This is a genomic window from Devosia sp. LjRoot16 (assembly GCF_964252795.1).
Taxonomy (GTDB): Bacteria; Pseudomonadota; Alphaproteobacteria; order Rhizobiales; family Devosiaceae; genus Devosia_A.
The window spans coordinates 948,258-974,259 of sequence record NZ_CAXUPH020000001.1 but is presented as its reverse complement, the minus strand read 5'-3'; the positions used below and the strand labels follow the sequence as shown (position 1 = coordinate 974,259).

Genomic DNA, 26,002 nt, shown 5'->3' with positions numbered 1-26,002 from the left:
CTTTGGCGCCGCCTCATGTTATTGATCTCCGCTCGGCGGAATGCCGCTTCCATGCACCAAGGACGCCGTCGAAATGCCGAACTCTGCCTTGTCCCCGGACCAACTGGGCCCGACCATTTGCGTCGGCGAAATCCTGGTCGAGATCGTTGCAACCACCACCGGCGAGGGGTTCCGCTCGGCGCAGCCGCTGGTCGGGCCGTATCCGAGCGGCGCGCCGGCGATCTTCATCGATCAGTGCAGCCGCCTCGGCGGCAGCGCCGCTATGATCGGCGCCGTCGGTGACGACGACTTTGGCCGGGTCAACCTCGATCGGTTGCGGGCGGATGGCGTCGATGTGTCGGCCGTGGCCATCGATCGCGAGTTCCCGACCGGCAGCGCCTTTGTGCGCTACCGCGCCAGCGGCGCCAGGGATTTCGTCTACAACATCGCCACTTCCGCTGCGTCGCGGTTCGGCTGGGACGACAAGGTCGAGGCGCTGGTCCGTCGTGCCGGCCACCTGCATGTCATGGGCACGGCGCTGTCGATGCCGAGCGCTCGCGAGGTCATTGCGCGCGCCGTCGAGATCATCAAGGCCCGTGGCGGTACGCTGTCGGTCGATCCCAACCTGCGCAAGGAGTTGCAGCTGAGTGCGCCGATCGAGCGGCAATTCGCCGAGCTCGTGGCCAAAGCCGATCTCCTCCTCCCCAGCGGTGACGAGCTCGAGCGTGCCGCCGGTGTGGCCGGGGAAGCGGCAGCGCTCCGGCGCCTGTTCGAGCTTGGCGTCGGTGAGATCGTGCTGAAGCGCGGGGCGGCCGGCGCCAGCTGGTTCGGCCGCGACGGATCCCGCATCGATGCCGCGGCATTCGCCGTGACCGAACTCGACGCCACCGGCGCCGGTGACTGCTTCGGTGGTGCTTATGTCGCCTGCCGCCGGTTGGGGATGGGGCCCGAACAGGCCCTCACCTATGCCTCCGCGGCTGGGGCGCGCAACGTTACGGTTCGGGGGCCGATGGAAGGCGCCGGGACGCGGTCCGAACTCGACGCGTTCATTGCCGCTACGCCAAGACACGTGTGATTGCCGCTTGCATAGGTCCTGCCTTCTTGCCTAAGCAGGTCTCCCGGTTGGGGAAAGCGTCGTGGTCACGATCAAGGAAATCGCCAAGGCAGTGGGCGTCTCGTCCGCGACGGTGTCGCGGGTGCTCAACTTCGACCAGACGCTTTCGGTGACGCCCAAGACCCGGCAGGCGATCATCGAAACCGCCGAGGCGCTGAAGTATGAGACGCCGCGGGCGCGCAACCGCGCCTATCAGCAGGGGCTCGGCAAGGTGGCGCTGGTGCACTATCTGCGCCCCGACCAGGAGTTCGTTGATCCCTACTATGTTGGGTTGCGGCTCGGCATCGAGAGCCGCTGCCAGGCGCTGAAGATCGAGACCATCAAGGTTTACCACACCGACAGCCTGCCCGAGGCCTCGCTGCTGCGCGGCGCCTCGGGGATCATCGCCATCGGGCGGCACGACGAGAACGAGATCGCCTGGCTCAAGCGGCACAACCGCAATCTGGTGTTCGCCGATTTCGCTCCGCCGACCGACGAGATCGATTCGGTCGAGGCGGACCTGATGCTGGCGACGCGCAAGCTCCTGCAGTCGCTGCGTGAGGCCGGCTACCGGCGGATCGCCTTCGCCGGCTGGGTCGATGTTTATGACGGGGTGGCGCCGACCCGGGTCGAACGGCGCTGCCGCGCCTATATCGAGTGGGCCAAGGAAGCCGGGGTGTTCGACGAGCGCATCTGCCTCACCGACGGCAAGACCGAAGACAGCGGCTACAAGCTGACCCGCCAGATCCTGTCGCAGCCCGACCGGCCCGACGCGCTGATCACCGCCAATGACAACATGGCCGTCGGCGCCTACCGCGCCATCCATGAAATGGGTCTCAGCATCCCCGACGACATCGCCGTGGCGAGCTTCAACGACATCTCGGTGGCGCAGTTCCTCAACCCGCCGCTCACCACCGTGCACCTTCCCGCGGAGGAGATCGGCGAGGGCGCCGTCGAGCTGCTGCTCGAGCGGATGGGCGGGCGCGAACTGCCCAAGCGGGTGACCCTTGCGACCAGCATTCGCTGGCGCGGCAGCACCCGAATCCGGGCGCCGCAGACCGCGAACTAAATATTTACTGAAAATCTTGCGCAGAGCGCATCCCCCGGCTAACACTATGCCGGCGGGAGGGAGACCCCGCACGACTGCACTGAGCCGACCAAGAGCAAAAAAGCTCGGGCCCGGTTGGTTGCGAGCCACATGAGAGCCGATCCGTCGGCCGCTCATCGGGGCAGCGTCTGGAGGGACGTCGCGGCTGACGGCAGAGAGGGGGAAGATGTCAGGAACGGATACGTCCCGGGGACCTAAGTCCATTTGGCGGCAGCTGGCGGACAGCAAGGTCCTCTTGCTGATGTGCGTCCCAGCGATCATTTTCTTCATCGTCTTCAACTACATGCCGCTGCCGGGCGCGTGGATCGCCTTCACCAATTTCAACTATCGCGACGGGATTTTCGGCAGCCCGTTCGTCGGCTTCAAGAACTTCGAGTTCCTGATCAAATCCGGCCAGCTCTGGACGCTGACGCGCAACACCATCCTCTACAATCTCGCCTTCATCGTGCTCGGCAACATCCTGCAGATCGCCATTGCGATCATGCTCAACGAGGTGCGGCTGGCCTGGTTCAAGAAGCTCAGCCAGGCCGCGATGTTCCTGCCGTTCTTCATCTCCTCGGTGCTGGTTGGGGTTATCGCCTTCAACCTCCTCAACTACGACACCGGCGCGCTCAACGCGCTGATCAAGCAGACCGGCGGCGACCCGATAAAGATTTACTCGAGCGCCGGCGCCTGGCCGCTGATCATCATCATGGTGCACCTGTGGCAGTCGACCGGCTACGGCTCGATCGTCTACTTCGCCGCCATCATGGGCATCGACCGCAGCCTCTACGAGGCGGCGACAGTGGACGGCGCTTCGGCCTGGCAGCGCATCCGTTTCGTCACCCTGCCGAGCCTCAAGCCGACCTTCATCATCCTGGTGCTGTTCGCGCTGGGCGGCATCATGCACGGCAATTTCGGGCTGTTCTGGAACCTCGTCGGCAACAATGCGGCGCTGTTCCAGACCACCGACATCATCGAGACCTCGGTCTACCGGATGGTGCTGTCGCAGAACAACTTTACCACCTCCACCGCAGTCGGCCTTTACCAGTCGCTGTTCGGCTTCGCCCTCGTCATGACGGCGAACTGGATCGTGCGCAGGATCAATAAAGACTATGCACTCTTCTGACCTGGCACGCCCATTCGACACAGAAGGCGTCGGCCTCGGGCCGGCCAAGCCGCGGGCGATCAAGCTCGACGGCAGCGACATCGTGATCCGTTCGATTTCCTACACTACCATCACGCTGTTTGCGCTGTTCTGCCTTCTGCCCTTCATCATGATGCTGTCGGCTTCGCTGTCGAGCGAGGCGGCCATCATGAAATCCGGCTTCGGCATCCTGCCCAAGGATTTTTCGCTCGCCGCCTATGAGTGGATCTTCAAGGCGCCCAAGCAGATCATCGGCTCCTATGTCGTCACCATCGTGATGACGGTGTTCGGCACGGCGATCGGCCTGTTCATCATTTCGATGACCGGCTACGCGCTGCACCGGAAGGACTTTCCGTTCCGCAACCACATCTCGTTCCTCATCTACTTCACCACGCTGTTCTCGGCCGGCCTCGCCCCGACCTTCCTGTGGGTGGCGCGCGACCTGGGGCTCAGAGGCAACTACCTCGCGGTGTTCCTGCAGCTGCTGATGACGCCGTGGCTCATCATCCTGATGAAGAACTTCATGCGCACCGTGCCCTACGAGATCATCGAATCCGGCAAGGTCGACGGCGCCGGCGATTTCCGCATCTTCGCCCAGCTCTGCCTGCCGATGATGAAGCCGGCGCTGGCGACCATCGGGCTGTTCCTGGCGCTCGGCTACTGGAACGAGTGGTACCTCAGCTCGCTCTACCTGGGCAGCACGGTCGAGTTCAAACCGCTGCAATACCACCTCTACAACATCATCAACACAGCGAACGCGCTGCGCAATTCGGTGGCCGGCTCCAATGTCAGCGTCACGGCGCTGCCGAGCAATACGCTGAAGATGGCAAGCGCCATCGTCGCGACCGGCCCGATCCTGCTGCTTTACCCGTTCGTGCAGAAATACTTCGTCAGCGGCATCACCATCGGCGCGGTGAAAGGCTAGCGGCGGCGAACAACCAACTACGCGGCCGGCGCCGATGACCGGCCGCACCCTCGAAGCCATTCGAGTTGAGGGAAATCTCGGCAGGAAAGTCGAAGAAGTCAGAAATTCAGAGGAGGAGTCTGAGATGAAGAGAAGGAACTTCGTGCGGGTCGGGGCGGCGCTGCTGGCCATCGGCATCAGCATGCCGGCGCTGACGGCAGGGGCGTTCGCCCAGGATGCGCCGACCGAGATCACCATGCTGACCATGGGCAACAAGCCCACCAACGGTCGCCTCGAGGCGATGCTCGAAAAGCTCAATGAGCTGCTGGTCGCCAAGGTCAACGCCAAGCTCGACCTGTTCTACATCGAATGGGCCGACTGGCAGACCCAGTACAACGTGCAGCTGCTGTCGGGCGACGACAATGTCGATCTCGTCGCCACGGCCACCGACTGGCTCTACGCCTGGGAGAACGCCGAGAAGGGCGCCTTCCTGCCGCTCTCGCCGGAAATGCTGCAGGCCAATGCGCCCAAGACCTGGGCGCAGGTCGAGGCCGACGGCCACTGGGATCTGACCAAGCTCGCCGACGGCAAGATCTATTTCGCCCCCGAGGACAACTACACCCAGTACACCAACCACGGCTTCTTCTACCGCGGCGACTGGGCCAAGGAGGCCGGCTTCGAGAACGGCGAGATCACCAAGTTCGAGGATTTCACCAAGTACTTCGAGTGGGTGAAGGCCAACAAGCCCGACGCCTATCCGTGGGATGTGGCGGGCGCCAACGAGGCGGCGCTCACCGGCTACATCCAGGGTCATACCGACTTCCAGACCCTGCAGGGGATCAGCGCCGGCAACTACATCCCGTTCCACACCACGGCGGCCAACCCCTTCACCGTCACCTCCTGGTACATGGAGGGCGACGCGCTGGTCGAAGCGGCCAAGCTCGCCAAGCAGTGGAACGATATCGGCGTGTGGCGCGAAGATGCGCTGAACTACGATGGCGATACGCGTGAGGAGCTCTATGCCGGCCTCTCCGGCGTCGAGCAGCACCACACGCAGACCTTCGTCAACGACATCGTCAACAACATGAATACCAAGCAGCCCGGCTCCGACCCCAAGTTCTTCTACTGGGGCCAGGAAAACGGCAACTTCTTCAAGGACATCTTCACCCACGGCGCCATGGCCGTGAGCGCCTACTCGAAGAACCCGGAAAAGGCGCTGCAGGTCTATGACCTGATCCGCAACGACAAGGAAATCTACGACCTGTTCAACTTCGGCATCAAGGATGTCGACTACGTCATCACTGCCGATGGCAAGCTCGGCTATCCGGAGGGCTACGACTCCTCGACCATGGCGCTGGGCACCGACTACTGGTGGGGCCGTACTGACGAGTTCGAGCTGCCGCGCACCACGCAGGCCCCGAACCGGGCCGAGATCATCGCCGCGCTCGATGCGAGGGCCAAGGACTACCCGTACTCGACGCTCATCGTGAACAAGCAGAACACCGACTCGACCCTCGCGGCGATGGCCGGCGTGCTGTCGGAGTACATCCCGCAGCTGCAATACGGCAAGTTCGAAGACCCGGCTGCTGCTGTCGCCGAAATGCGCCAGAAGCTGAAGGACGTCGGCTACGAGGACGCCCGCGCTTCCATCCAGGCCGACATGGACGCCTGGAAAGCCGCCCGCGGCCTCTGATTGTCGAACCGGACCGGGCGGTGTTTTCACCGCCCGGTCCCTCCGGAGGATCCAGCATGGCAACTCTGTTCTCGCAGGACTCGGCGTTGATGCGCGGCCTGAGCCTCGTTGCCGATGTGATCGTCCTCAACCTGCTGTTCGTCGCCACCTCGATCCCGCTCTTCACCCTCGGCGCCTCGCTGACGGCGCTGAACTTCACCGCGATGCGGCTTGCAACCGGGGAGTGCAACTCGGTGAGCGCGGACTATTTCCGCTCGTTCCAGCGCAACTTCCGCCAGGCCACGGTGATCTGGCTGCTGCTGCTGGCCTTGGTTGGCGTCTTGGCCGCCTGGTATGTCGTCGTCACCAACCTGACCTTCGGACCCCTGGCCGAGCTGCTCCTCCTCGCCGTCTGGTATGTGCTCGCCTTCAACTTCGCCGCCGCCGCCCTGTTCGTCTTCCCCTATCTCGCGAGCTTCGACGGCCGCACCCGCGACGTGCTGCGCAACGCGCGCCTCCTCTCCTGGAAGCACCCGTTCACCGGGCTCGCTGCGCTGGGGCTGATCGCCCTCTCGGTGATCATCACAATCTTCTACCCGCAGTTCACCGGCTACGGACTGTTCTGGTTCTTCGTCGGCTTTGCCGGCATCGCCACCATCAACGGACGCCTGTTTGCCGGCGTCTTCAGCAAATACATCGCTGCCGCTGCGTCGGCATCCACCTGATAGATAAGGGCCGAAGGCTCATGCATAGCTACGATATCCGCCAGTGGGCCTTCAGCCTCACGGACACGCCGGAGGCCTGGGCCAAGGGCTTCGACGACGCCGCATGGCGCGCCGTCACCGTGCCGCATGACTGGAGCATCGCAGAGGATTTCGCCGAGGGCCATTCGAGCGGCACCGGGTACCTCCCCGGCGGCATCGGCTGGTATCGCGCGCACGTTTCGCTGCGTGACGTCGGCGAGGTGGCCGGCAAGCACGTACGGCTCAAGTTTGGCGGCGTCTACAAGAACGCCCGGGTCTGGGTGAACGGCTACCATGTCGGCGGCCGCCCCTCGGGCTATGCCGAGTTCTCGTTCGACCTCACCGAAATCCTCTCCTACGCCAACAGCGACGACCTGGTGATCAGCGTCAGGGTCGAGCACACCGATATCTCCGACAGCCGCTGGTACAACGGCTCGGGCATCAACCGGCACGTGACGCTCGAGCTGCATGAGGCGGTGCGCGTCGCCGAATACGGCACGGTGTTCGAGACGCTGGCGGCCGACGCGGCGCAAGCGTCGGTCCGCGTCACCCAACGGCTGGTCAACGACACCGCGGCAGCGTTGACGGTCGCGGTGCGACACGAGTTGCGCTCGCTCTCATCGGGCCGGACCGAGACCTTCGAAACCACGGCGGAACTCGCCGCCGGGGGCTCAGCCGAGACCGTCGTCACGGCTACCGTCCCGCAGCCTGAGCTGTGGTCCGATACCAGCCCGAACCTCTATCGGCTCACCACTACCCTCAGCTGGGGTGCGAACCAGCGCGCCGTCTACGAGGAGACCGTCGGCATCCGCACCTTCCGCTTCGATGCGGAGCGCGGCTTCTTCATCAACGGCGAGCCGCGCACCCTGAAGGGCGTCTGCCTGCATGAGGATGCCGGCCCGTTCGGCACGGCGGTGCCATCAGAGGTGTGGCTGCGCCGGCTGCTGAACCTCAAGCAGCTGGGCTGCAATGGCGTGCGCATGGCGCACAATCCGCATGCGCCAGAGCTCTATCGCCTCTGCGACGCGCTCGGCTTTTACGTCATCGACGAAGCCTTCGACGAATGGGAGAACCCCAAGAACAAGTGGTGGCAGGGGCACAATGTCTACCCACCGCGCCATCAGGGCTATGCCCAGGATTTCCATGAATGGGGCGAGCGCGACCTCGTCAACATGATCGATGCGCACCGCAACCACGCCTCGATCATCGCCTGGAGCATCGGCAACGAGATCGACTACCCCAACGATCCCTATGCCAGTGCCATGTTCGAGGCGATGACCGGCAACAACGACGCCAACAAATCGGCGAAGCAACGCGCCTACGACCCCAACCGCCCCGATGCGCGGCGCCTCGCCACCATCTCGCGCCGGCTGGCTGCCATCGTCAAAGCCAAGGATCCGACCCGCCCGGTGACGGTGGGCGCCGCCTTCCCCGAGCTGTCGCGCTACACCGGCTTCCTCGAGCCGCTCGATCTCGTCGGCTACAACTACAAGGAACACCTCTACCCGGCCGATCACCAGAAATTCCCCAGCCAGCCGATCGTCGGCAGCGAGAACGGTCATGGCTATGCCGAATGGCGGGCCGTCACCGACAACGACTACATTTCCGGCCAGTACCTGTGGACCGGCATCGACTATCTCGGCGAGACCGATCGCTGGCCGCATCACGGGTCGCGGGCCGGGCTGCTGACGCTGGCCGGGTTCGCCAAGCACAGCGCCCAGCTGCGTCGCAGCTGGTGGTCGGATGAGCCGGTGGCCTATATCGCAACGCGCCAGCGCGGCGACGAAAAGAAGAACCTCTGGTCGCACCCGATCGCTCGATCCTGGGACGGCATCGCCGGCGGCGAGGTGGAGGTTATCTGCTTCTCCAACGGCGAACCGCGGCTGAGCTGCGCCGGCGTGGATGTCGCGCTGACCCGCGACGACGAGCACGGTTACTGGGTTGCCGCGGCCTTGCCATCGAACGGGCCGCTGCTGCTGGAGACACGCCGCAACGGTCAGATGGCGCAGGATACATTCGGCCCACGCGGCGACGCGGTGCGGATCGACGCTGTGGTGTGGCAGGCGCCCGACGAAGCCATTCGCTGGTGCGCGGCCGCCGGCCTGCTCGGCGACAGCGTCATCCAGATCGAATGCACGCTGCGCGACGCGCACGGCGAGGTGGCGCGCAACGACCTGCCGGTGACGGTCGAGGTGGATGGCGGCGTTCTGCTCGGCATCGAGAGCGGCGACCTCAGCGACAACACGCCATATGCAGTGCCCGAGCGGCGCAGCTTCGACGGGCGGGCCATCGTCTTCGTCCGTGCCGGAGAAAGCACCTCGCTGCGCCTCAGAGCTCCCGGCCTGCCGGAGCTCCGGCTTCACCCTCTCGACGCCGGACTTGCCGGCACCCCTCTCCCAACACGGTGATCTGAACATGCTGATCGATCTCAAGAACAAGGTGGCCATCGTCACCGGCGCCGGCCGCGGCATCGGCAACGAAATCGCCAAAACCCTGGCCGGCGAGGGCGCTATCGTCGTCGTCACCGATATCCGCCAGGAGCTGCTCGATGAGGTTGCCGAGGAGTGGCAGCGCAATGGCTGGCGCGGCCTGCAACTGCTCTGCGATGTGCGCAAGACCGGGGATAACCGTGCCGCCGTCGCGGCGGTCGAGCAGGCCTTCGGCCGCATCGATATCCTCGTCAACAATGCCGGCGTCGCCGGCGGGGCGCGGGTCGAAGAGCTCTCCGAGGAAACCTGGGACCTCAACCTCGACGTCAACCTCAAGGGCACCTTCCTGATGTGCCAGGCGGTGATCCCGGTGATGAAGCGTCAGCGCTCGGGCCGCATCCTCAATGCCTCGTCTTTCGCCGCCATCATCCCGTCGGTGGGCGGCGCCGCCTATGCCGCCTCGAAATCCGGCGTCGAGGGCCTCACCCGCGTGCTGGCCGGTGAGCTCGGGGCGCACGAGATCACCGTCAACTGCTACGCCCCTGGCATGATCCCGACGGCAATGAACCGCTTCGCCGACCGGACCGATGCCGAAAAGAGCCGCCTGCTCGACACCCTGACGCTCCGCCGCTGGGGCAGCCCCAAGGATGTGGCCAACCTCATCTGTTTCCTCGCGTCGGACCTCGCCTCCTACATCACCGGCACCATGATCGATGTCTCGGGCGGCAAGTTCGCCACCCAGATGCCCTGGGTCAGCCACCGCGAGCCGTAGGGTAGGCTCCTCCCTGAGGCAGGGCTATCGAGCGCTGACAGTAGTTGGATGGCCTTCTCCCCTTGTGGGAGAAGGTGGCCGAAGGCCGGATGAGGGGTTCTCTCCGCGTACCCAGTCGCCCGTCGCTATGCTCCGGCCGCGCTACACTTCGTTGCGCGGACCCCTCATCCGCCCTTCGGGCACCTTCTCCCACAAGGGGAGAAGGCAAGAGGTGCCCATCGCCATCATATGCGATAGGCCCTGCCCCTTGAGGCGCAGACCGCTGCGCTAGGTCGTCGGCGGATCCACATATGCGTCCTGCGGCAGTTCCTTCTGCGTCACCCAGGCCGCCCACCAACCCTTGAGATGGTCGCGCATCGCCGTCTCCGCCGCATCGGGGTCGCGGGCAGCAATGGCGTTGAAGATGTCGGTATGCTGGCGATGCGCGTGCTGTTCGGTGAACGACTCTCGCTGCAGCTTCGAGCGCCGTTCTTCGACCCAGCCGGCAAAGGCATCGTGCACCGCCTCGAAGATCCGGTTGTCTGCGACCTCGAACAAGGTGCGGTGGAACAGCGCGTCGGTGCGGACGAACTCGTGCCGGTCGCCGATAGCGCGGCCATTGCCATCGAGCCGCTCGCGCAGCAGCGCCAGCTGTGCGTCGGTGATGTTTTTTGCCGCGTTCCGCGCCATCGCCTGCTCGAGGAATGAACGGGCAGCGAACAGGTCCTTGAACGTCTCGCCGTCCTGCAGCGACAGGTGAATGACGCTGTCGAGCGATTCCAGCACGCTGAAGACATCGGGCTTGCGCACCCGCGCCCGCCGGCCGTTCTCGGTTTCGATCAGCCCCTTCTTCTCGAGGAACAGAAACGCCTCGCGCACCGAGGGCCGGCCGGTCTCGAAGGTTTCCATCAGGTCTCGCTCCGACGGCAGCCGGTCCCCCGGCTTCAGTCGTCCATCGCGGATCGCCGCCTCGAGGCGAGCCGCCACCACCTCGTACAGCTTGGGGCGGGATATCGGCGCCAGTCCGAGACCTTGGCTGGAATCGCCTTCGTTCATTGAGTGTCCTTCGCTTGCTTGGCTGTCAGCATAACCAAAACGGATGAGCCCACAAGACTTGATGTCATGCCGTCATGCTGTTACCTGTCATGCCAGTTTGGTGAGGTGGAGAGGAGGGTGGACGGCGCTGGCACACAGCGTTCGCCTGCCGCCGCCAGCACCGTTCACGTGGGAGGGACAGAGCCGTGAATGAAACCTTGAACCGAGCCGGCTGGACGCGCCGGCGGGTGCTGGCAAGCGCGGCGGGCGGCGTGGCCCTCGCGGCCGCCGGAGCATTCCCGATGCCGGCCATCGCGCAGTCGAAGAAGCTGACCTATTGGGGCGGTCTGGTGCTGAGCGACACCGCCCACAAGCTGCTGATCGACGCTGTGACCGCCTGGGGCGCGGCCAACAATGTCGAGACCGAGGTTGTCCTCATCAACGTCAACGAGATCACCCAGAAGGTCTCGGCTGCGATCGCTTCTGGCACGCTGCCGGATGTCTTCGATGTCGGGCTCGAACTGCTGACACTGCTGTCGCGGCAGGATGTGTTCGCCAAGGTCGACGACGTCTATGAGCGGATCGGCAGCGCCCATGGTGGCTGGTTCGAAGGCCCGGCCAAGGCCAGCGACATGACCGCCGTAGCCGGCGGCCGCACCGCCATTCCATTCGGCGTCAGCGGCAACCTGCTGATGCGGCGCAAGGACCTGCTGGAGCCCGCCGGCTTCACCGAGCCACCCAAAACCTGGGATGAACTGGTGACCCAGGCTGTGGCGATCAACAAGCCGCCGCTCTCCGGCCTCGGCCTCGCACTCTCCAATGTCGGTGACGGGAACCTCCAGACCAGCGTGCTGCAGTCCTTCGGCGGCCGCATCGCTGACGATGCAGGTAAGAAAGTGATGCTCGACTCCCCCGAGACCCGCCTGTGGCTCACCTGGCTGAAGGACGCCTGGGACAAGGGACTGTTCGCGCCGGGCAGCACCGTCTGGGATGGCTCGGGCGACAACCAGGCATATCTGTCGGGTCAGGTCGGCTTCATCGCCAATACCGGTTCGGTGGCCGTGGCGGCGCGCAAGGACGATCCGGAGCTGTTTGAGCAGACCGGCTTCTCGGCTTTGCCCGCTGGTCCGATCGGCACCATCTCGCCGGTCAGCCCGCAAAGCCGCGTCATCAACGCCAAAAGCCCGCTGGTCGAAGAGGGCAAATCGCTGCTCGAGCACCTCGCCAACTCCGAGTTCATGAACGAGTATTTTCAGTACGCCATCTGGGGCCCGGTGCTGAAGGACCAGGAAAAGCTCCCGGCCTTCGACGGCTCCAACACCATCCTCAATGGCCTGCTCGATCTGGCCAAGACCGGCACGCCGCCCGCTTATCCGGATGTGTTCAACGCCGCCTATGCCGACATGTCGGCCAACTTCATCATCCCCAAGCTGGTGCAGCGCGTGGTGGTCGATGGTTGGGATTTCGACAAGGCCATCGCCGAAGCCCAGGCCTCGACCCAGGCGATTTACGACAAGTACTGATCCGGTGGGCGGGCACCACTGAACGATCCGCGCGCTTGGCTACCCCTCACCCCGCGGTGAGGCCTCCGGCCTCATCCGCCGCCCTCTCCCCAAAGGGGCGAGGGGACGCACTTTGCACGGGCAGTGCCACAACGCCCCCTCGCCCCTTTTGGGGAGAGGGTCGGGGTGAGGGGCGCCAAGCGCACCGGACCATGACTGTTTCAACTCAACGTTCCGCCTTTCGCGGGGCGGCCGGCGAACGTCGACCGAATTTTGGAGAAAGATAATGGGTATCAGAGCGGCGGTGGGTCAGTTTCACGACCTGACCGAGGAGCGGTTGCGCTTCGCCAAACAGATCGGCGTTACCGGGCTGCAGATGAACAACCCGGCGCTGCCCGGCGACGGCAAATGGGCCGAACAGGATGTCCGCGAGCTGGCCGACAAGGTCCGCGAGGTCGGGCTGACCTTCGAGGCGATCGAGAACGTGCCGTCGCAGTTCTACATGAAGGCGATGCTGGGGCTCGAGGGCCGCGACGCAGAGATCGAGAACTACCAGGCGACGATCCGCGCCGTGGCCCGCGCCGGCATCCCGGTGCTGGGGCTGCACTTCATGCCCAACTCGGTCTGGACCACCGACTATGTCGGGGTGACCCGCGGCGGCGCCACGGCGCGTAAGTTCGACATGGCGGTCGTCGAGGCCAACAGCGAGAACATGGAACTGCTGCGCAGCTTCATGCCGACCGGCCTCGGCAGGCTCTCGGGCATGCCTTTGTTCGGCAAGGATGGCCCCTTCGTTTCCGAAGCGCAGATGTGGAGTAACTACAGCTACTTCATGCGCGCCGTGCTGCCGGTGGCGGAGGAAGAGGGGCTGCGGCTGGCGCTCCATCCCGACGATCCGCCGGTGCCGATGCTGGGCGGCGTGGCGCGGCTGTTCTACAAGCCCGACAACTTCAAGAAGGCCTATGAGCTGTTCGGCCAGTCGCCGAGCTGGGCGCTCGATCTCTGCCTCGGCTGCTGCTCGGAAATGATCGGCGGCAAGCAGAACGTCACCGAGATGATCGAGTTCTTCGCCCCCAAGGGCCGCATCGCTTACATCCATTTCCGCGATGTGCAGGGCACCGTGCCTGATTTCACCGAGTGCTTCATCGGCGACGGCAACTACGACCCGGCCGAGGTGATCGCACTGCTCGCCGAGAACGGTTTTGACGGCTTCCTGCTCGACGACCACGTGCCCAAGATGGATGGTGACAGCGACTGGAACCACCGCGGCCGCGCCCACGCCATCGGCTACATGCAGGGCCTGATCCGCATGCTGGAGTTCAGCCGCCGGTAGCTGGCGCGCTGATCACCCGCAGGAAGCGAGGCCGGTTGCAGCTTGGCGTTTTGCCCGTTACCTCAGCAGGCACGCCTCAGGAGGAGCAGCTTCGTGGCCGGCCCCCTTATCTTGTTCCGAACCCCGTATTTTCGCGGCCCGGTGCCGCTGGCAGGCGTGCCCGACGCGCTGCGGGACCACTTCACCGCCGATCAGGCGCGGCTCCGGGAAGCCGATGCCGTGGTGTTCCACATCCCGGACTGGCGCCCCACGCAACTGCACGATACGCCGAAATATCCCGGCCAGCTCTGGGTGCTCTGGTCGATGGAAAGCGCGGTGAACTACCCGCGCATGGCCGATCCGGCCTTTCTCCGCCACTTCGACCTGCTCGTCACTTACGAACGGACCGCCGATATCTGGTCGTCGTACCTTCCGGCCATGGCCCAGTGGCAGGCGGCTCTGGCCATGCCTCAGCCACCTAAGCCGGAGGCGGCGCCGCTCGTCATGTTCCAGTCGGCGCTCATCGACGGCTGCGGCCGCAACGCCTTCTCGCGCGCCCTGATGCGCCAGATTACGGTCAACTCCTACGGCAGGGTCAATCGCAACCGCACCCTGGCCGAGGATCTGGGGCGGCAGAGCAAGCTCGACACCATCTCGCGCTATCATTTCTGCCTGTCGCTCGAGAACTCGCTACTGCCGGACTACGTGACCGAGAAGCTGTTCGACCCGCTGCTGGTTGGGACGGTGCCGGTCTATCGCGGCGCTCCCAACGCCGCCGAGTTCGCACCCGAGCATTCCTACATCGATGCCGAGGCCTATGGCGGACCCAAGGGCCTGGCGGAATACCTGCGCCACCTGCTGCAGAGTCCGGCCGAGTACGCCGCCTATTTTGCCTGGCGTCAGCGGCCGCTGCCCGATTGGCTCGAGGAGAAGCTTCAGGCCTCGGCGACCTCGTGCTGGCTTCGCCTGCTCGAGCGCGTCGATAGCGCCCGCAGCGGACGGCGGCGCGGGCGGCCGGCGCTGCCCTTCGGTTTCCGAGCTGCACTCTCGGCCCGCACCACGCGGCTGCTGCGCCGGCTTGGCGGCCGGCAGTCTCCGCCGGTACAGTTCCAATGACGGAGCGCCCGACCGCCAACCTGCAGGAGCTGCTCGTCGCCTGTCTGCGCTTCGATGGCGCCGAGGGCGATCAAGCCCTGGCTGGCCGCATCGCGGCGGCAGGGTGGGAGCAGCTTCTCGACCATGCCGACGAGCTGCGCCTTGCTTCGGTGCTGATCACGGCAGTCATGCGTCGCCGTCTCGCGCCACCGGTGCCGCCGCTGACCCTGCCGGACGGACGCATGACCATTACCAGGGCGCTGCAGCAACGCTGGACCGATCACCTGGCGCGTCGCGCCATCATGCGGCAGCGCCTTGACGAGATCGTCGCAGCCCTGCGGCGCGAGGCCATCGTTCCGCTGGCGCTGAAAGGCGGGCGATCGATCGTCACCGGCGCGCCGGACTGGCGGCACCTGCGCGATCTCGACCTGCTGGTCGCGCCGGCTGAGGCGCAGCGCGCTCAGCAGATCGTCCTGGCGCTCGGCTATCGTCCGGCCGGCGAGCCCCGTCCCCGGCTGATCCATCATCATCTGCACGAGCTGTACCGCGCCGACATGCCCGGCTGGATCGAAATTCACCGGCGCGGCGGCCCCTCGCGCGTCGAGCAGTTCCTTCCCTCTGCCGAGCTGCTGGCCGCAGCCATGGACGCCTCGCCGGGCAATGCGGGCGCTATAGTCCTGCCGGACCATCTGCACGTCCTGCACGGCATCATCCATCACCATGTCGGCCACCGCGCCGTGAAGCATGCCACCATCGAGCTCAAGGCGCTCTACGAGTTCGCCGCCGCGGTCATCGACATGGACGAGCGCGGGCGACGCCAACTGGTCGAGCGCGCCGCGCGGCATCCGCGCCTGCTGGCAATCCTCGAGCTCTGGACGGCGGCGGCAAGCGATTTGCTGGGCATGCCGGTGGCGGCGTCACTGCACCTGCCGACGGATTCGATCGCCTGGTGGGCCAGCATGTGCCGGGCGACGCCGGACGCGCCGTCACCGGGGATCGGGCCGGAACTGCGAGCAGCCACGTCTGCCGAGCGGATGCGCCGGGCAGCCGGCGGCGACAGCGCCCTGCGCCGGTTCTACTGGCGGCTGACCATGCCGCTGACCTTCGTCAAGCGGCCGATGCTCATGCCAACGCTGCGGCGCCGCCCAGCGCCATCGCCTTGACGCGATACTCCTGAACCCCCGGGGCAGCCCGGGCGGCGCGAGCAAAAGCTGCGGCGGCCTCGGCACGCTCCCCCAGGCGCAGTAGCGCGACGCCCATCAGATCATGCGCATAGGCGCCGAAGATCCGTTGGTCATGCGCGACGTCGTCGACGATCGTTTCCGGGTCCTGCGCCAGAAGCAGTCGGAGGTCGTCGATGGCTGCTTCCAAGGCTCCGGCGTTGATCCGGGCGCGAGCCCGCAGGAACAGCAGCGACCAGTTCTGCGGGTGGAGGCTCAGTCCGGCATCGATCAGGTCGCGCATATCCTCGCCGCGTTGCTCCCGCAGCCGCGCCTGAGTGTAGATCAGCGTGCTATGCCTAACCCGGCTGACCCGCCCGGATGCCCTCGCACGGGCGAGGCCCTCTTCCACGGCCGCGATCGCCTCCTCGATCTCTCCCAATCCAGCCAGCGTGTCGGCGAGATCCTTCCAGTAATAGCTGCGATCAGGATCGCGCTCCACTGAGGTGCGCAGCAAAGGGAGGTTGCGGCGGTATTTGGCGGTCATGTCGCCGTCATAGCCAAGATGGATCAGCTTGGCCGCTGAGTCGACCACCCGTGCGCTCCCCTCGCGCTGCAGCACTGCCAGGTCGGGCAGGATCGTCTCATGCATGGCGCCCTTGAACCGCAGCCGAGGATCGTTCCGAAACAACCGGAACTCGCGGTAGAGCGTGCTGTTGCTGCTCACCCGGAACAGCAGCCGGGCGGCATAGGCGTCGGAGGCATCGAGCCCGGCGCGCAGGTCATCGCGCGTCGTCTCGACCAGGCGTTCGTCCGCGTCGATGTAGAGGATCCACTCCGAGCCTGCCGCGTCGAGGCCGAAATTGCGGGCGGCGGCGAAATCATCGTGCCACGCATAGTTGAGGAGACGCACGCCGTGTGCCTGGGCGATGTCGATCGAGGCATCGGTGGAGCCAGTGTCGACAATGACGATCTCGTCCACCAGGCCATATAAAGACTTCAAGCAGCCGTCGAGGAACGGCTGCTCGTTCTTGACGATCATGCACGCGCTGATCCCGGGACCAACGCGTGGCGCCGGATTCATGAACTGGTAGAGTTCGGGTCCCAGGCCGCCATGGCCGGGCTCACCGTCAGGCCATTGATGGCAAACGACACCACCACGGGAACGGCGAACGCCGAAGTGGTCACCAGCTTGCGCAGCGCGTCGCGGCGACCCTGGTCAACAGTCTCGAGCGCCTGCTCGAGTCGCGCACTCTCGCTCTTTTCAGACATCGCAACCCCTGATCATCTACTCGGTGACGAAGTGTTGCGCTGCAACGCGGCTTACGTCAACTGGGATGCTATTGAGGACAGGTGCCATTCTGCTGTGGCGAGGTCTCCGAGCAACAGTTGGTAAGCCGGCACTTCCATCGCGATACGCCGCAAGCGACCCGCGGCAATGGCCACGCCGCCCTGTGGCAGCAAGACCTCGGTCATCAGGCGCCCGAACGCGTCCTTTCCGGTGATCGGCCTGGCCACAGACCGGCCGCCGTGATTGGCGACGAGCAACACCACGGCATCGAGGTTACCGGGGCGAATCACCCATGGCCGTCCGCCAATCGTGGGACTGATCGATCGGATAACGGAACCGTCCCAGTTGTTAATGGATGGCGCCTCCCAGATGTGTTCCGGCAGGCCAGGCACTAGCCTCAGGCTTCCCTCCTTGATCCGCAAGGTTCGCGGGCGCGCGACAACCTCACTCTCGCGGATCACCAGATGCTCGTCACCCTCGACGTCATGGCCGGCCAGCGACAGGTGCAGCGCGAGCGTACTCTTGCCCGAGCCCTTGTGACCCACCAGCAGGATGCGGCGACTGCCGATCATGACGGTCGCGCCATGGATGAAGGGAGTGTGCCGCTCGCCCTCGATGAGGTCGACGAGCACGATCCGGTGCATGGCGCTGACCAGATGGTTCGGCGTGCCCTCCACCAGTTCACCTGAGGGCATGGTGGCGACCAGAAAACCGTCGCGGAAGCGCACCGGAATATCGAGAACCTCGAGCGGCAGAGCCGGCAATTCTGGCGCCGCTTCGACGAAGCGCAACAGCGAAGCGACCTCGTCGGAGGGGGGATGCAGCCGATACTCTCGCCTCAGGGTGCGGCAGACGATGGGGCGCAAATCACCAGTCCTTCGTCGAGCAGCGAGGTGAGGCACTCCTTGACGGCTTCGGTCGGCGCCACGTCGAGGCCGAACGCATCGGCGATGAAGGCCTCGATCTCGCCGGCCGTCTTGTTGAGGCCGCACAGTTCGAACACGATCAGCGCGGTCGGATTGAGGAAGTGCACGCGCTCGCGTTCGTTCTGGTAGACCATGGCGCCATCCGGCACGCGATTGACCTCGATGCCATCGACGGAACTGAACTTCGTATCGGGTGCGATCCCAGTCATCGCATCTGGTCTCCCTGTGGCCGGCTGGTCATGTAGCTGCAATTTCCGAGAGGCGGCAAGCGAGCCGTTCGATGACGCCGCCCCGCTGATACTGCGAGCGGACGATAGACCATGCGGCCTCCACCCGGGTGGCGCTGGCGCGGGCATCGGCGACGGTATCGAGCACCGCCTCGGCGAGCCCGGCGACACTGTCGGCGAGCAGCAAGTGCTTGCCGCTCTCGAACGGCAGCCCCCTGGCGCCGAGGGGAGTTGTGACCAGCGGCACCCGGTGCGCGGCGGCTTCGAGCAGTTTCAGCCGCGTACCGGCGCCGGCGCGGAGCGGCGCAAGAAACACCGTGGCTCGGCCATAGGCGCTGGCGACGTCCTCGATATCGGGCTCAACCTCGATCCCGTCCCGCTGCCCAAGCTGGCCAACCCGGCCGGCATCGCGCCCAACGATCAGCAGACGCAGCGGGCGAGCCGCATGGCGTTGGATGAGAGGCCAGATCTCCTCAACGAGCCAGTTGGCCGCATCGACGTTCGGTGCGTAGCCGAACGAGCCGAGAAACAGCAGCGTCGCGCCATCATCTCGCCGATGGGTTTCGGCCGGCACATTCACCGCGTTCTCGATGACCTCGAGCCCGGCGGTCGTCGGGTGGCGTTGCTCGATCAGAGCTGCATCGAGCCGGCTCGAGATGAACCGGGCAGCAAAGCGCGGGGCTTGCCGCCCGATGAGTGCGGCCATGGCGTCGGCCTCCGCCGCTGCCCAGGCCGAACCGACCGGATCGCCCGGCTCCAAAGTTGCGGCGATCTCACGGTGGGAGGTCCACTCGTCCTCATCGAGATCAACGGTCGCTCGTGCGGCGTCGAGCACCTGAAGCGCGTCGCCCAGATAGGAGCGCCCGAGGTGAACGAGGTCATAGCGCTGCGCTCCGACCGCGGCGCGCAGCTCCGCGAGGACCGGCGAAGACAGGTGGCTGGCGAGCGAACTGCGACCGTAACTACGGAAGGCCGAGAGGCGCGCCGCCGGATCGGCGAGGCGCGCCAGCAGGCTGAAGTGGGTATCCTGCCGCCCGGCGACCGGAATGACCGTGGCGGGGACGCCAAGCTCATCGGGCAAGGCGGCCGGAGCGTCGTCCCGCCCGACCACCGGCAGGACGACGAGACGCGTCTCGAAGCTCCGGCTCAGCGCTTCGAGAAACATCCCCTGCCGCATGGCGAGGCCGTTGCCCGACCGTGCCGGCATGATCGGTGCGATGTGCAGGGCCCGCGGCCGCTCGCTCATTCCGGGATCTCGGCCCGAATATAGCCGGTTTCGAACTTCAGGGTTCGATCGACCCTGCTGGGCGGCGGCGGTGGTGTGACCCGCTCCGCCAGGTCCAGCAACCGGCTCGCGATAATCGGATCGGTCTGCAATCCGGCGAGCGTCGCGATCCGCTCCCTGACCCCGGGCAGCACCGCAGCGATGAGGCCGAGCGCATCCACCAGCTGTTGCGACACGCCGGCCGGGCCGCCGAACGCGCCGCCGGCGCGCAGCAGCTCATCGACGAGGCCCGGCGCGGGCAGGGCGGCAGGCTCCGCTCCGGCAACGCCGTATAGACTGACATCGACGATCGGCACCCGGTGGCGCTGCCCGCGCCAGATCCGATCGTCGCCACGTTCAAGCACATAGCCGGGCCGACCACTGCCGGTGAGAACGAGCTTGTGGCTGCCTCCGCTATCCTCGACCCACCAGTGCCGGCGGTCGACCGCGCGGCCGCTGCCGACCTCGGCATGCTCTCCCAACCGGATGGTGAACGCCGGCTCGTCAGCGGATTCGAGCACGAACTCACCCGCGGCGATCAGCTCCTGTTCCACTTCGCGCGCACCGAGGCTGCGGTCGGGAGCGGTGAACGCGTGCCCACTCCAGCGCCGCTCCAGCTCGGCCATCGCCGCGAGGCAGGCGGCCTCATGCTGGAAGCCGAACAGCTTCCGCTGCTCACCGCCATATTGCCATTTCGCATTGGTCCGGTGCTGGAACAGGGCGTTGCCGGAAAAGTCCCGCTGCACCAGCATGAACTCGTCGGTATAGGGGCGATGTGGCACCAGCGCATAGGGCGCGCCCAGCATCTGCCAGGCGAGGAGGTAAGTATCCTTGTCGCCATAGATGAGCCGATAGAGATCTGCGGCGGCCTCATTGAGCCGAACCGCCGCCCAGAGCGCTGCTGCGTGGCGCCGGCGATCGACCAGCATCTGCCCACTCTCGAGCGATACGGCGCGTTGCGCTTCGAGCCCGAGCAGCGGCCATATGGCGTTGTCGCGCCTCAAATCGACGATATCGGGCCAGAACACCGCACCGGCCTCGACATATTCAGGCCAGTCGAAACAGGCCGCCGGGTCCGAAACCGGTACCTGGTCGGCATCGAGCAGCAAGGCTTCGGCAAAGCCGCTATGCAGCAAGGCAAACGATTTGAGCTGCCAGCCGTCCCGGATATTGGCCCCGGTCGCGGCAATAACCGGATTGGCGTCGACCAGCCGCACGCCGAGGGGTTCGATCAGCGCCGCCATCGCCGCAGAGACCTCGGCCTGGCCGAAATACCAGAGCTCCACCGGCAGCTCGGATTTCAGCGCGTGGCGCAGCATGTGAACCAGCACATAGGCATTGGTGAAGATCCGGGCGCCGCCCGCGACGATCACCAGGCCGCGTCCCTGCCCCTGAAGCGGGGCCGGCGACGACGCTCTGATGTCAGCGGCCAGACGGCGGATGCGCTCCGCAGCTGCTGCTTGATCGGTCATGACGTCCCCCTGCAACTGGCATGGATTACCTGTCGACGGCCGCTTGCGCCTTCTGCGTTCATTAGATTTTATCGCGCCGCAAGGGGCAATAATGTCCGCGCTGGAATCGAATGCTTCCCAAAGTTCTCATCCTCACGCCAGTCAAAGGGGCCGCCGGGCACCTGCCGCGCTACACCGAACTCGTCGAGCAGCTGGATTGGCCTAAAGACCGGCTTTCAGTCGCCTTGCTGGAAGGCGACAGCAAGGACGGCACCTTTGCCGTCGCCGAGACGCTGCTGCCACGACTGCGCCAGCGGACTCGCAGGGCCGAGCTGTTCCAGCGCGATTTCGGCTTCAACATCCCCGATGGCGTGCCGCGCTGGGCCCCCGCCTTCCAGCTGATGCGGCGCGCCGTGCTGGCGCGGGCCCGCAATCACCTGCTGTTTCGGGCCCTCGATGACGAGGATTGGGTGCTGTGGATCGATGTCGACGTGATCGACTACCCGGCTGACGTGCTGCGCCGGTTGCTGGCGACCGGGTTCGATATCGTGGTGCCCAACTGCGTGAAACGACCGGGCGGCAAGACCTTTGACGAGAACAACTGGGCAGCGGAAGGGACCGTGACGCTGTCGGACCGCCGGGGCAGCGGCGCCATGCGCCTCGATGCGGTGGGCGGCACCATGCTGCTGGTCCGGGCCGACCTGCACCGGGATGGCCTGGTGTTTCCGTCTTACCCCTATGGCGTTGCCAGTGCGCGCATCCGCAGCCGCCACCCGGTCTGGGGCAAGGGCGAGATCGAGACCGAAGGGCTTGGCGCCATGGCGGCCGATATGGGGATCCAGTGCTGGGGCCTGCCGGACCTCGAGATCATCCACGCCAATGAGTAGACTGTTTCGGGGAGCAGCGTCTCCGGTCACGATCGACATGATCGGCCTGCCGCGCTTCCGGATGGTAACGCATGGCAGAGGCGATATCTTCGTCTCGAGGGTGATCGAGGACTGGGGCAGCTGGGAAGTCAGCAACACCGCGCTGCTGCTGCAGATGCTCGGCCGGCCTGCCGACTTCATCGATATCGGCGCCAATATCGGCTGGTTCACCCTGGTTGCGGCGCACGCCCTCAGCGGACGCGGACAGGTTCACAGCTTCGAGCCCGACCCCGCCCATCTCGCAAAGCTCCGGGCCAATGTCTCCGCCAATCACCTCGAAAACGTCACCATCAATAGCTGTGCCCTTTCGGACAGAAATGGTGACGCGCGCCTCTACCTGAACGCGGTCAACCGCGGCGACAACAGCTTGCTGCCGAGCATCGAGAGGTCGGGCTCGACGCTGGTGCGGCTGCAGCGGCTCGACGACTACGACGGGCTGAGCCGCGAGCGTCCGCTGATCGTCAAGCTCGACGTACAGGGCAGCGAGATCGATGTGCTGACGGGAGCGCGGACGTTGCTGACCAGCTACCCACATGACGTGGTGCTGTTCTGCGAGGTGTCGCCGTCGTCCCTGGCGGCGGGCGGGCGGCGCACCGCCGAGCTCGCGGCGCTGCTCGATGAGTTCGGCTTTGCCGCGGCCTTTGTCGATCGGGCGCGCCCCCGGATCATCCCGATGAGTTGGCAGCGACTGGTCGACCATCAGGAAGACGACAATCGGCGTCACCCGGGCGCGGATTGCGATATAGTCGCCTTCCGTCGGATCGATGGCTTGATGGCACCGATCTTCACAATGCGAGGGACATCGTGACGCGAAAGATACTGGTTCTGGGAGCTGGGGGCTTTATCGGTTCTCATCTGGTTCGCCGGCTGGCGAACGAAGGCAATGAGGTGCACGGCGCCGACCTCAAGCGGTCCGAGTTCTCGGCTTCGGCCGCCTATCGGTTCATGATCGCCGACCTCCGCGATCCGCTGGCCTGTGCCGAGGTGTTCGACCGGGGCTATGACGAGGTCTACCAGCTGGCCGCCGATATGGGGGGCGCCGGCTACATCTTCACCGGCGAGAACGACGCGCAGATCATGCGCAACTCGGCAGCGATCAACCTCAACGTCGTCGCCGCTTGCGAGCGCACGCGCGCCGGCCGGCTGTTCTATTCCTCTTCCGCCTGCATCTATCCGGCGCGCAACCAGGTCGATCCTGATCACCCCGATTGCAGCGAGGACTCGGCCTATCCCGCCGCCCCCGACAGCGAGTACGGCTGGGAAAAGCTGTTCTCGGAGCGGCTCTATCTTGCCCAGGCGCGGAACCACGGCATGCTGGCGCGGATCGCCCGCTTTCACAATGTGTTCGGGCCGGAAGGCGCCTGGCGCGGCGGGCGCGAGAAGGCGCCGGCCGCCATCTGCCGCAAGGTGGCGGAGGCCCGCGACGGCGACGAGATCGAGGTCTGGGGCGACGGCGAGCAGACCCGGTCGTTCCTCTATGTCGATGAGTGTCTCGAGGGCTCCATCCGCCTGGCGCGCTCCGATGTCACGAGCCCGGTGAATGTCGGCTCGGACGAGATGGTGAGCATCAACCAGCTGGTGGACATGGTGGCGGCGATCGCCGGCAAGCGACTGTCGAAACGCCACATCTCCGGCCCCACCGGGGTGCGCGGCCGGTCCTCCGACAACCGCTTCATCGAGCAGAGCCTCGGCTGGCGCCCCAGCATGCCGCTCCGGGCGGGGCTCGAAAAGACCTATGGCTGGATCGAAAGCCAGGCTCACGCCGTCCCCGCCTGAGCCGTCCGACAATCAACGAGGAGCATGACGTGTCGCTGTCCGATGCCGATCGGCTGATGCTGTTGACCCCCCGCGCCGGCCGGCTGCGGGCGGTGCTCGATACCGACACCTACAACGAGATCGACGACCAGTATGCGCTGGTCCAGGCCGCGCTGTCGCCTGAGCGGATCGGCCTCGAGGCGATCTATGCCGCCCCGTTCCACAATTCACGTTCCGATGGTCCCGGCCATGGCATGGAATTGAGCTATGGCGAGATTCTGGAGTTGTTGCAGCGGCTCGACATCTCGCCCGAGGGCTTCGTTTATCGCGGCGTCAACGACTATGTCGGCGCGGCCAAGCTCGCCCGACCGGCGGCGGCTGTGGACGACCTGATTGCCCGGGCCCGCGCAGGCTCGATCGATGATCCGCTCTACGTCATCGCCATCGGCGCAATCAGCAATGTCGCCTCGGCGCTGCTCAAGGCCCCCGATATCATCGACCGCACCGTCGTCGTCTGGCTCGGCGGGCATGCCCTCGATTGGCCGCACCAGCGCGAGTTCAATCTGAAGCAGGATGTCGGCGGCGCCCAGGTGCTGTTCGACAGCGGCGTGCCGCTGGTGCTGGTGCCCTGCATGGGCGTCACCTCGCACCTGCACAGCACCGTCGCCGAGATCGAGCGCTACGTCGAACCCTGCGGCGATATCGGCAAGTTCCTCGCCATGCGGTTCAAGGAGTATTCTGAGGATCACCTCGGCTGGTCCAAGGAGATCTGGGACATGGCGGCGGTCGCCTGGCTGCTCGATGCGGACTGGACCCCGAGCGTCCTGGTGCCGACGCCGATCCTCACCACCGATATCACCTACAGCACCGATCGCGCGCGCCACCCGATGCGCTACGTCACCCATGTCCGCCGCGACCTGATCCTCAGGGACTTTTTCCTGAAGCTGCAGGCCGCGACGGCGTCGTAGCGAGAGGGCCTCGGGCGAGCTGATTCACTGCGAAGCGAGCGAAACTGCAGATCGGCGAACTTGCCACCAGAGAGCACCCCAAACTCGGTGTCATCCCAGCGAAAGCTGGGACCCAACTCGCCGCAGCACAAGCGGATGGATGGGTCCCAGCTTTCGCTGGGATGACAGCCGGTGGGTGGGGCCTAATCGGAGCCCAATCGGTTTCGCTAGCGAGCCAGCAGCCCTGCCGTGCTCCGCCTACCGCGGCACGCGGCCCTCGAGCGGGTGGCCCGGGTCGGTGAAGCCATGGGTCGAGGCGTGGCCCGGGGTGACCAGCCGGTCGACCAGCGCCTCGTCCTCGGCATCGAGCTTGACGTCGAGGGCGCGGATGTAGCTGTCCCAGTGCGCTTCGGTGCGCGGCCCGGTGATTGCCGCGCTCACCAGCCGGTTGTTGAGCACCCAGGCCAGCGCGAAGTCGGCGGCGTCGATCCCCTTGCGCCGCGCATGCGCTGCGATCTCCTGGGCGATGGCGAGCGATTCCGGTCGCCATTCGGTTTCGAGGATGCGCTTGTCGCCGCGCCCGGCGCGGGTATCGGCCGCCGGTTCCTGGCCGGGCTGGTACTTGCCGGTGAGCACGCCGCGCGCCAGCGGCGAATAGGAGACGACGCCGAGGCCGTAGTGCTGCGCAGCCGGCAACTGCTCGGCTTCGGCCGTGCGGTTGACGATGTTGTAGAGCGGCTGGCTGGCAATGGGGCGGTCGATGCCGAGCTGGTCGGCGAGGTGCGCCACCTCGGCGATGCGCCAGCCGCGGAAGTTGGAGACGCCGAAATAGCGGAGCTTCCCGGCCCGGATCAGGTCGGCGATGGCGCGCACCGGCTCCTCGAGCGGCGCATCGAACACCGCGCGGTGGAAGTAGATCAGGTCGATATAGTCGGTGCCGAGCCGCTGCAGCGAATTCTCGACCGTTTCGATCACCCATTTGCGCGAGTAGCCGCCGAGGTTCGGGCCCTTCTTGCCCGAGTTGACGAACTTGGTCGCCAGCACCCAATGGTCGCGGCTCGATTTGATGCCTTGCCCCACCACCCGCTCACTGGCGCCGTCGCCATAGACGTCGGCGGTATCGATGAAGTTGATCCCCTGCTGGCGCGCCTTGTCGATGATCCGGAACGCTTCGGGATCGGGCGTCTGCTGGCCGAACATCATCGTGCCGAGTGACAGCGGGGATACCTTTAGGGCGCTGCGGCCAAGGTAGCGATAGTCAACCATGCGTAGGTCTCCGGGGGGCGTGCGCGGGCGCACGGTGTGG

The 26,002-nt window shown here is 65.7% G+C and carries 24 protein-coding genes; 16 read left to right on the top strand and 8 right to left on the bottom strand.

Going from position 1 to position 26,002, the window contains the following annotated elements:
- The first annotated feature begins 73 nt into the window (after positions 1 to 73).
- The 8 genes from ACSQ23_RS04595 (at position 74) to ACSQ23_RS04560 (ending at position 9,826) form a co-directional block, all read left to right on the top strand.
- Complete coding sequence (locus ACSQ23_RS04595; RefSeq protein WP_436089876.1) at positions 74 to 1,054, top strand: tagatose kinase; 981 nt, start codon at positions 74 to 76, stop codon at positions 1,052 to 1,054.
- A gap of 61 nt (positions 1,055 to 1,115) precedes the next feature.
- Entirely contained in the window at positions 1,116 to 2,141 is a 1,026-nt protein-coding gene (locus tag ACSQ23_RS04590; RefSeq protein ID WP_055873266.1) for a LacI family DNA-binding transcriptional regulator, read from the top strand.
- Positions 2,142 to 2,421: 280 nt separating this feature from the next.
- Positions 2,422 to 3,288, top strand: coding sequence for an ABC transporter permease (locus ACSQ23_RS04585; protein ID WP_197420991.1), 867 nt, complete (start codon positions 2,422 to 2,424; stop codon positions 3,286 to 3,288).
- A complete protein-coding gene (locus tag ACSQ23_RS04580) occupies positions 3,275 to 4,231 on the top strand; it encodes a carbohydrate ABC transporter permease (RefSeq protein WP_436089875.1) in 957 nt (318 codons plus the stop codon). The genes ACSQ23_RS04585 and ACSQ23_RS04580 overlap by 14 nt, the downstream gene beginning before the upstream one ends.
- 124 nt (positions 4,232 to 4,355) lie before the next feature.
- Positions 4,356 to 5,903 carry a DUF3502 domain-containing protein gene (locus ACSQ23_RS04575; protein WP_436089874.1) on the top strand — a complete coding sequence of 516 codons (1,548 nt, stop codon included), beginning with the start codon at positions 4,356 to 4,358 and terminating at the stop codon, positions 5,901 to 5,903.
- A gap of 56 nt (positions 5,904 to 5,959) precedes the next feature.
- Positions 5,960 to 6,607: a DUF624 domain-containing protein gene (locus ACSQ23_RS04570; protein ID WP_436089873.1), complete on the top strand. Its 648-nt coding sequence runs from the start codon at positions 5,960 to 5,962 to the stop codon at positions 6,605 to 6,607.
- A gap of 20 nt (positions 6,608 to 6,627) precedes the next feature.
- On the top strand, positions 6,628 to 9,033 hold the full coding sequence (locus ACSQ23_RS04565; protein ID WP_436089872.1) for a glycoside hydrolase family 2 TIM barrel-domain containing protein: 2,406 nt from the start codon (positions 6,628 to 6,630) through the stop codon (positions 9,031 to 9,033).
- 7 nt (positions 9,034 to 9,040) lie between these two features.
- Positions 9,041 to 9,826 (top strand): SDR family NAD(P)-dependent oxidoreductase, encoded by a 786-nt coding sequence (locus ACSQ23_RS04560; RefSeq protein WP_436089871.1) that lies wholly within the window; start codon positions 9,041 to 9,043, stop codon positions 9,824 to 9,826.
- 267 nt (positions 9,827 to 10,093) lie between these two features.
- On the opposite strand, the gene ACSQ23_RS04555 is transcribed toward ACSQ23_RS04560, so the two are convergent.
- The gene (locus tag ACSQ23_RS04555; RefSeq protein ID WP_082527795.1) at positions 10,094 to 10,861 is read right to left on the bottom strand and encodes an FCD domain-containing protein; all 768 of its coding nucleotides are present in this window, start codon (positions 10,859 to 10,861) and stop codon (positions 10,094 to 10,096) included.
- 185 nt (positions 10,862 to 11,046) lie between these two features.
- Here ACSQ23_RS04555 and ACSQ23_RS04550 point away from each other — a divergent pair, with 185 nt between their 5' ends.
- The 4 genes from ACSQ23_RS04550 to ACSQ23_RS04535 all read left to right on the top strand — a co-directional run bounded on the left by ACSQ23_RS04550 (position 11,047) and on the right by ACSQ23_RS04535 (position 15,912).
- Positions 11,047 to 12,363: an ABC transporter substrate-binding protein gene (locus tag ACSQ23_RS04550; protein ID WP_436089870.1), complete on the top strand. Its 1,317-nt coding sequence runs from the start codon at positions 11,047 to 11,049 to the stop codon at positions 12,361 to 12,363.
- 265 nt (positions 12,364 to 12,628) lie between these two features.
- Positions 12,629 to 13,675, top strand: a complete 1,047-nt coding sequence (locus ACSQ23_RS04545; protein ID WP_436089869.1) for a mannonate dehydratase — start codon at positions 12,629 to 12,631, stop codon at positions 13,673 to 13,675.
- 93 nt (positions 13,676 to 13,768) lie between these two features.
- Positions 13,769 to 14,770 (top strand): glycosyltransferase family 10 domain-containing protein, encoded by a 1,002-nt coding sequence (locus tag ACSQ23_RS04540; protein ID WP_436089868.1) that lies wholly within the window; start codon positions 13,769 to 13,771, stop codon positions 14,768 to 14,770.
- Positions 14,767 to 15,912: a nucleotidyltransferase family protein gene (locus ACSQ23_RS04535; RefSeq protein WP_436089867.1), complete on the top strand. Its 1,146-nt coding sequence runs from the start codon at positions 14,767 to 14,769 to the stop codon at positions 15,910 to 15,912. The genes ACSQ23_RS04540 and ACSQ23_RS04535 overlap by 4 nt, the downstream gene beginning before the upstream one ends.
- Here the strand turns inward: ACSQ23_RS04535 and ACSQ23_RS04530 are convergent.
- Genes ACSQ23_RS04530 through ACSQ23_RS04505 form a run of 6 tightly spaced genes read right to left on the bottom strand, consistent with a single transcriptional unit; the run spans position 15,872 to position 21,089 of the window.
- On the bottom strand, positions 15,872 to 16,951 hold the full coding sequence (locus ACSQ23_RS04530; RefSeq protein ID WP_436089866.1) for a glycosyltransferase: 1,080 nt from the start codon (positions 16,949 to 16,951) through the stop codon (positions 15,872 to 15,874). The two genes, ACSQ23_RS04535 and ACSQ23_RS04530, sit on opposite strands and share 41 nt — an antisense overlap.
- 38 nt (positions 16,952 to 16,989) lie before the next feature.
- A complete protein-coding gene (locus ACSQ23_RS04525; protein ID WP_436089865.1) occupies positions 16,990 to 17,181 on the bottom strand; it encodes a hypothetical protein in 192 nt (63 codons plus the stop codon).
- Between the two features lie 51 nt (positions 17,182 to 17,232).
- On the bottom strand, positions 17,233 to 18,066 hold the full coding sequence (locus ACSQ23_RS04520) for a hypothetical protein (protein WP_436089864.1): 834 nt from the start codon (positions 18,064 to 18,066) through the stop codon (positions 17,233 to 17,235).
- Positions 18,039 to 18,335, bottom strand: coding sequence for a hypothetical protein (locus ACSQ23_RS04515; protein WP_436089863.1), 297 nt, complete (start codon positions 18,333 to 18,335; stop codon positions 18,039 to 18,041). The genes ACSQ23_RS04520 and ACSQ23_RS04515 overlap by 28 nt, the downstream gene beginning before the upstream one ends.
- 28 nt (positions 18,336 to 18,363) lie before the next feature.
- On the bottom strand, positions 18,364 to 19,599 hold the full coding sequence (locus ACSQ23_RS04510) for a glycosyltransferase (protein ID WP_436089862.1): 1,236 nt from the start codon (positions 19,597 to 19,599) through the stop codon (positions 18,364 to 18,366).
- Positions 19,596 to 21,089 (bottom strand): hypothetical protein, encoded by a 1,494-nt coding sequence (locus ACSQ23_RS04505; protein WP_436089861.1) that lies wholly within the window; start codon positions 21,087 to 21,089, stop codon positions 19,596 to 19,598. Before ACSQ23_RS04505 ends, ACSQ23_RS04510 begins: the two co-directional genes overlap by 4 nt.
- 110 nt (positions 21,090 to 21,199) lie before the next feature.
- Between ACSQ23_RS04505 and ACSQ23_RS04500 the strand changes: the two genes are divergently transcribed.
- From ACSQ23_RS04500 to ACSQ23_RS04485, 4 genes are read left to right on the top strand one after another with little or no spacing between them, the layout of a single operon-like run.
- Positions 21,200 to 21,955: a hypothetical protein gene (locus tag ACSQ23_RS04500; RefSeq protein ID WP_055873217.1), complete on the top strand. Its 756-nt coding sequence runs from the start codon at positions 21,200 to 21,202 to the stop codon at positions 21,953 to 21,955.
- On the top strand, positions 21,948 to 22,802 hold the full coding sequence (locus ACSQ23_RS04495; RefSeq protein WP_436089860.1) for an FkbM family methyltransferase: 855 nt from the start codon (positions 21,948 to 21,950) through the stop codon (positions 22,800 to 22,802). The genes ACSQ23_RS04500 and ACSQ23_RS04495 overlap by 8 nt, the downstream gene beginning before the upstream one ends.
- Complete coding sequence (locus tag ACSQ23_RS04490; protein ID WP_055998189.1) at positions 22,799 to 23,770, top strand: NAD-dependent epimerase/dehydratase family protein; 972 nt, start codon at positions 22,799 to 22,801, stop codon at positions 23,768 to 23,770. Before ACSQ23_RS04495 ends, ACSQ23_RS04490 begins: the two co-directional genes overlap by 4 nt.
- Before the next feature lie 29 nt (positions 23,771 to 23,799).
- Positions 23,800 to 24,717 carry a nucleoside hydrolase gene (locus ACSQ23_RS04485; protein ID WP_436089859.1) on the top strand — a complete coding sequence of 306 codons (918 nt, stop codon included), beginning with the start codon at positions 23,800 to 23,802 and terminating at the stop codon, positions 24,715 to 24,717.
- A gap of 237 nt (positions 24,718 to 24,954) precedes the next feature.
- Here the strand turns inward: ACSQ23_RS04485 and ACSQ23_RS04480 are convergent, their stop codons facing one another.
- On the bottom strand, positions 24,955 to 25,962 hold the full coding sequence (locus ACSQ23_RS04480) for an aldo/keto reductase (RefSeq protein ID WP_436089858.1): 1,008 nt from the start codon (positions 25,960 to 25,962) through the stop codon (positions 24,955 to 24,957).
- Between the last annotated feature and the right edge of the window lie 40 nt (positions 25,963 to 26,002).

Bases quoted from the DNA above. Each gene is read 5' to 3' on its own strand.
- ACSQ23_RS04515 (WP_436089863.1), bottom strand. From the start codon at position 18,335: ATGACTGGGATCGCACCCGATACGAAGTTCAGTTCCGTCGATGGCATC.
- ACSQ23_RS04525 (WP_436089865.1), bottom strand. From the start codon at position 17,181: ATGTCTGAAAAGAGCGAGAGTGCGCGACTCGAGCAGGCGCTCGAGACT.
- ACSQ23_RS04565 (WP_436089872.1), top strand. From the start codon at position 6,628: ATGCATAGCTACGATATCCGCCAGTGGGCCTTCAGCCTCACGGACACG.
- ACSQ23_RS04575 (WP_436089874.1), top strand. From the start codon at position 4,356: ATGAAGAGAAGGAACTTCGTGCGGGTCGGGGCGGCGCTGCTGGCCATC.
- ACSQ23_RS04480 (WP_436089858.1), bottom strand. From the start codon at position 25,962: ATGGTTGACTATCGCTACCTTGGCCGCAGCGCCCTAAAGGTATCCCCG.
- ACSQ23_RS04560 (WP_436089871.1), top strand. From the start codon at position 9,041: ATGCTGATCGATCTCAAGAACAAGGTGGCCATCGTCACCGGCGCCGGC.
- ACSQ23_RS04510 (WP_436089862.1), bottom strand. From the start codon at position 19,599: ATGAGCGAGCGGCCGCGGGCCCTGCACATCGCACCGATCATGCCGGCA.
- ACSQ23_RS04535 (WP_436089867.1), top strand. From the start codon at position 14,767: ATGACGGAGCGCCCGACCGCCAACCTGCAGGAGCTGCTCGTCGCCTGT.
- ACSQ23_RS04570 (WP_436089873.1), top strand. From the start codon at position 5,960: ATGGCAACTCTGTTCTCGCAGGACTCGGCGTTGATGCGCGGCCTGAGC.
- ACSQ23_RS04545 (WP_436089869.1), top strand. From the start codon at position 12,629: ATGGGTATCAGAGCGGCGGTGGGTCAGTTTCACGACCTGACCGAGGAG.
- ACSQ23_RS04505 (WP_436089861.1), bottom strand. From the start codon at position 21,089: ATGACCGATCAAGCAGCAGCTGCGGAGCGCATCCGCCGTCTGGCCGCT.
- ACSQ23_RS04495 (WP_436089860.1), top strand. From the start codon at position 21,948: ATGAGTAGACTGTTTCGGGGAGCAGCGTCTCCGGTCACGATCGACATG.
- ACSQ23_RS04580 (WP_436089875.1), top strand. From the start codon at position 3,275: ATGCACTCTTCTGACCTGGCACGCCCATTCGACACAGAAGGCGTCGGC.
- ACSQ23_RS04585 (WP_197420991.1), top strand. From the start codon at position 2,422: ATGTGCGTCCCAGCGATCATTTTCTTCATCGTCTTCAACTACATGCCG.
- ACSQ23_RS04530 (WP_436089866.1), bottom strand. From the start codon at position 16,951: ATGATCGTCAAGAACGAGCAGCCGTTCCTCGACGGCTGCTTGAAGTCT.
- ACSQ23_RS04555 (WP_082527795.1), bottom strand. From the start codon at position 10,861: ATGAACGAAGGCGATTCCAGCCAAGGTCTCGGACTGGCGCCGATATCC.
- ACSQ23_RS04500 (WP_055873217.1), top strand. From the start codon at position 21,200: ATGCTTCCCAAAGTTCTCATCCTCACGCCAGTCAAAGGGGCCGCCGGG.
- ACSQ23_RS04595 (WP_436089876.1), top strand. From the start codon at position 74: ATGCCGAACTCTGCCTTGTCCCCGGACCAACTGGGCCCGACCATTTGC.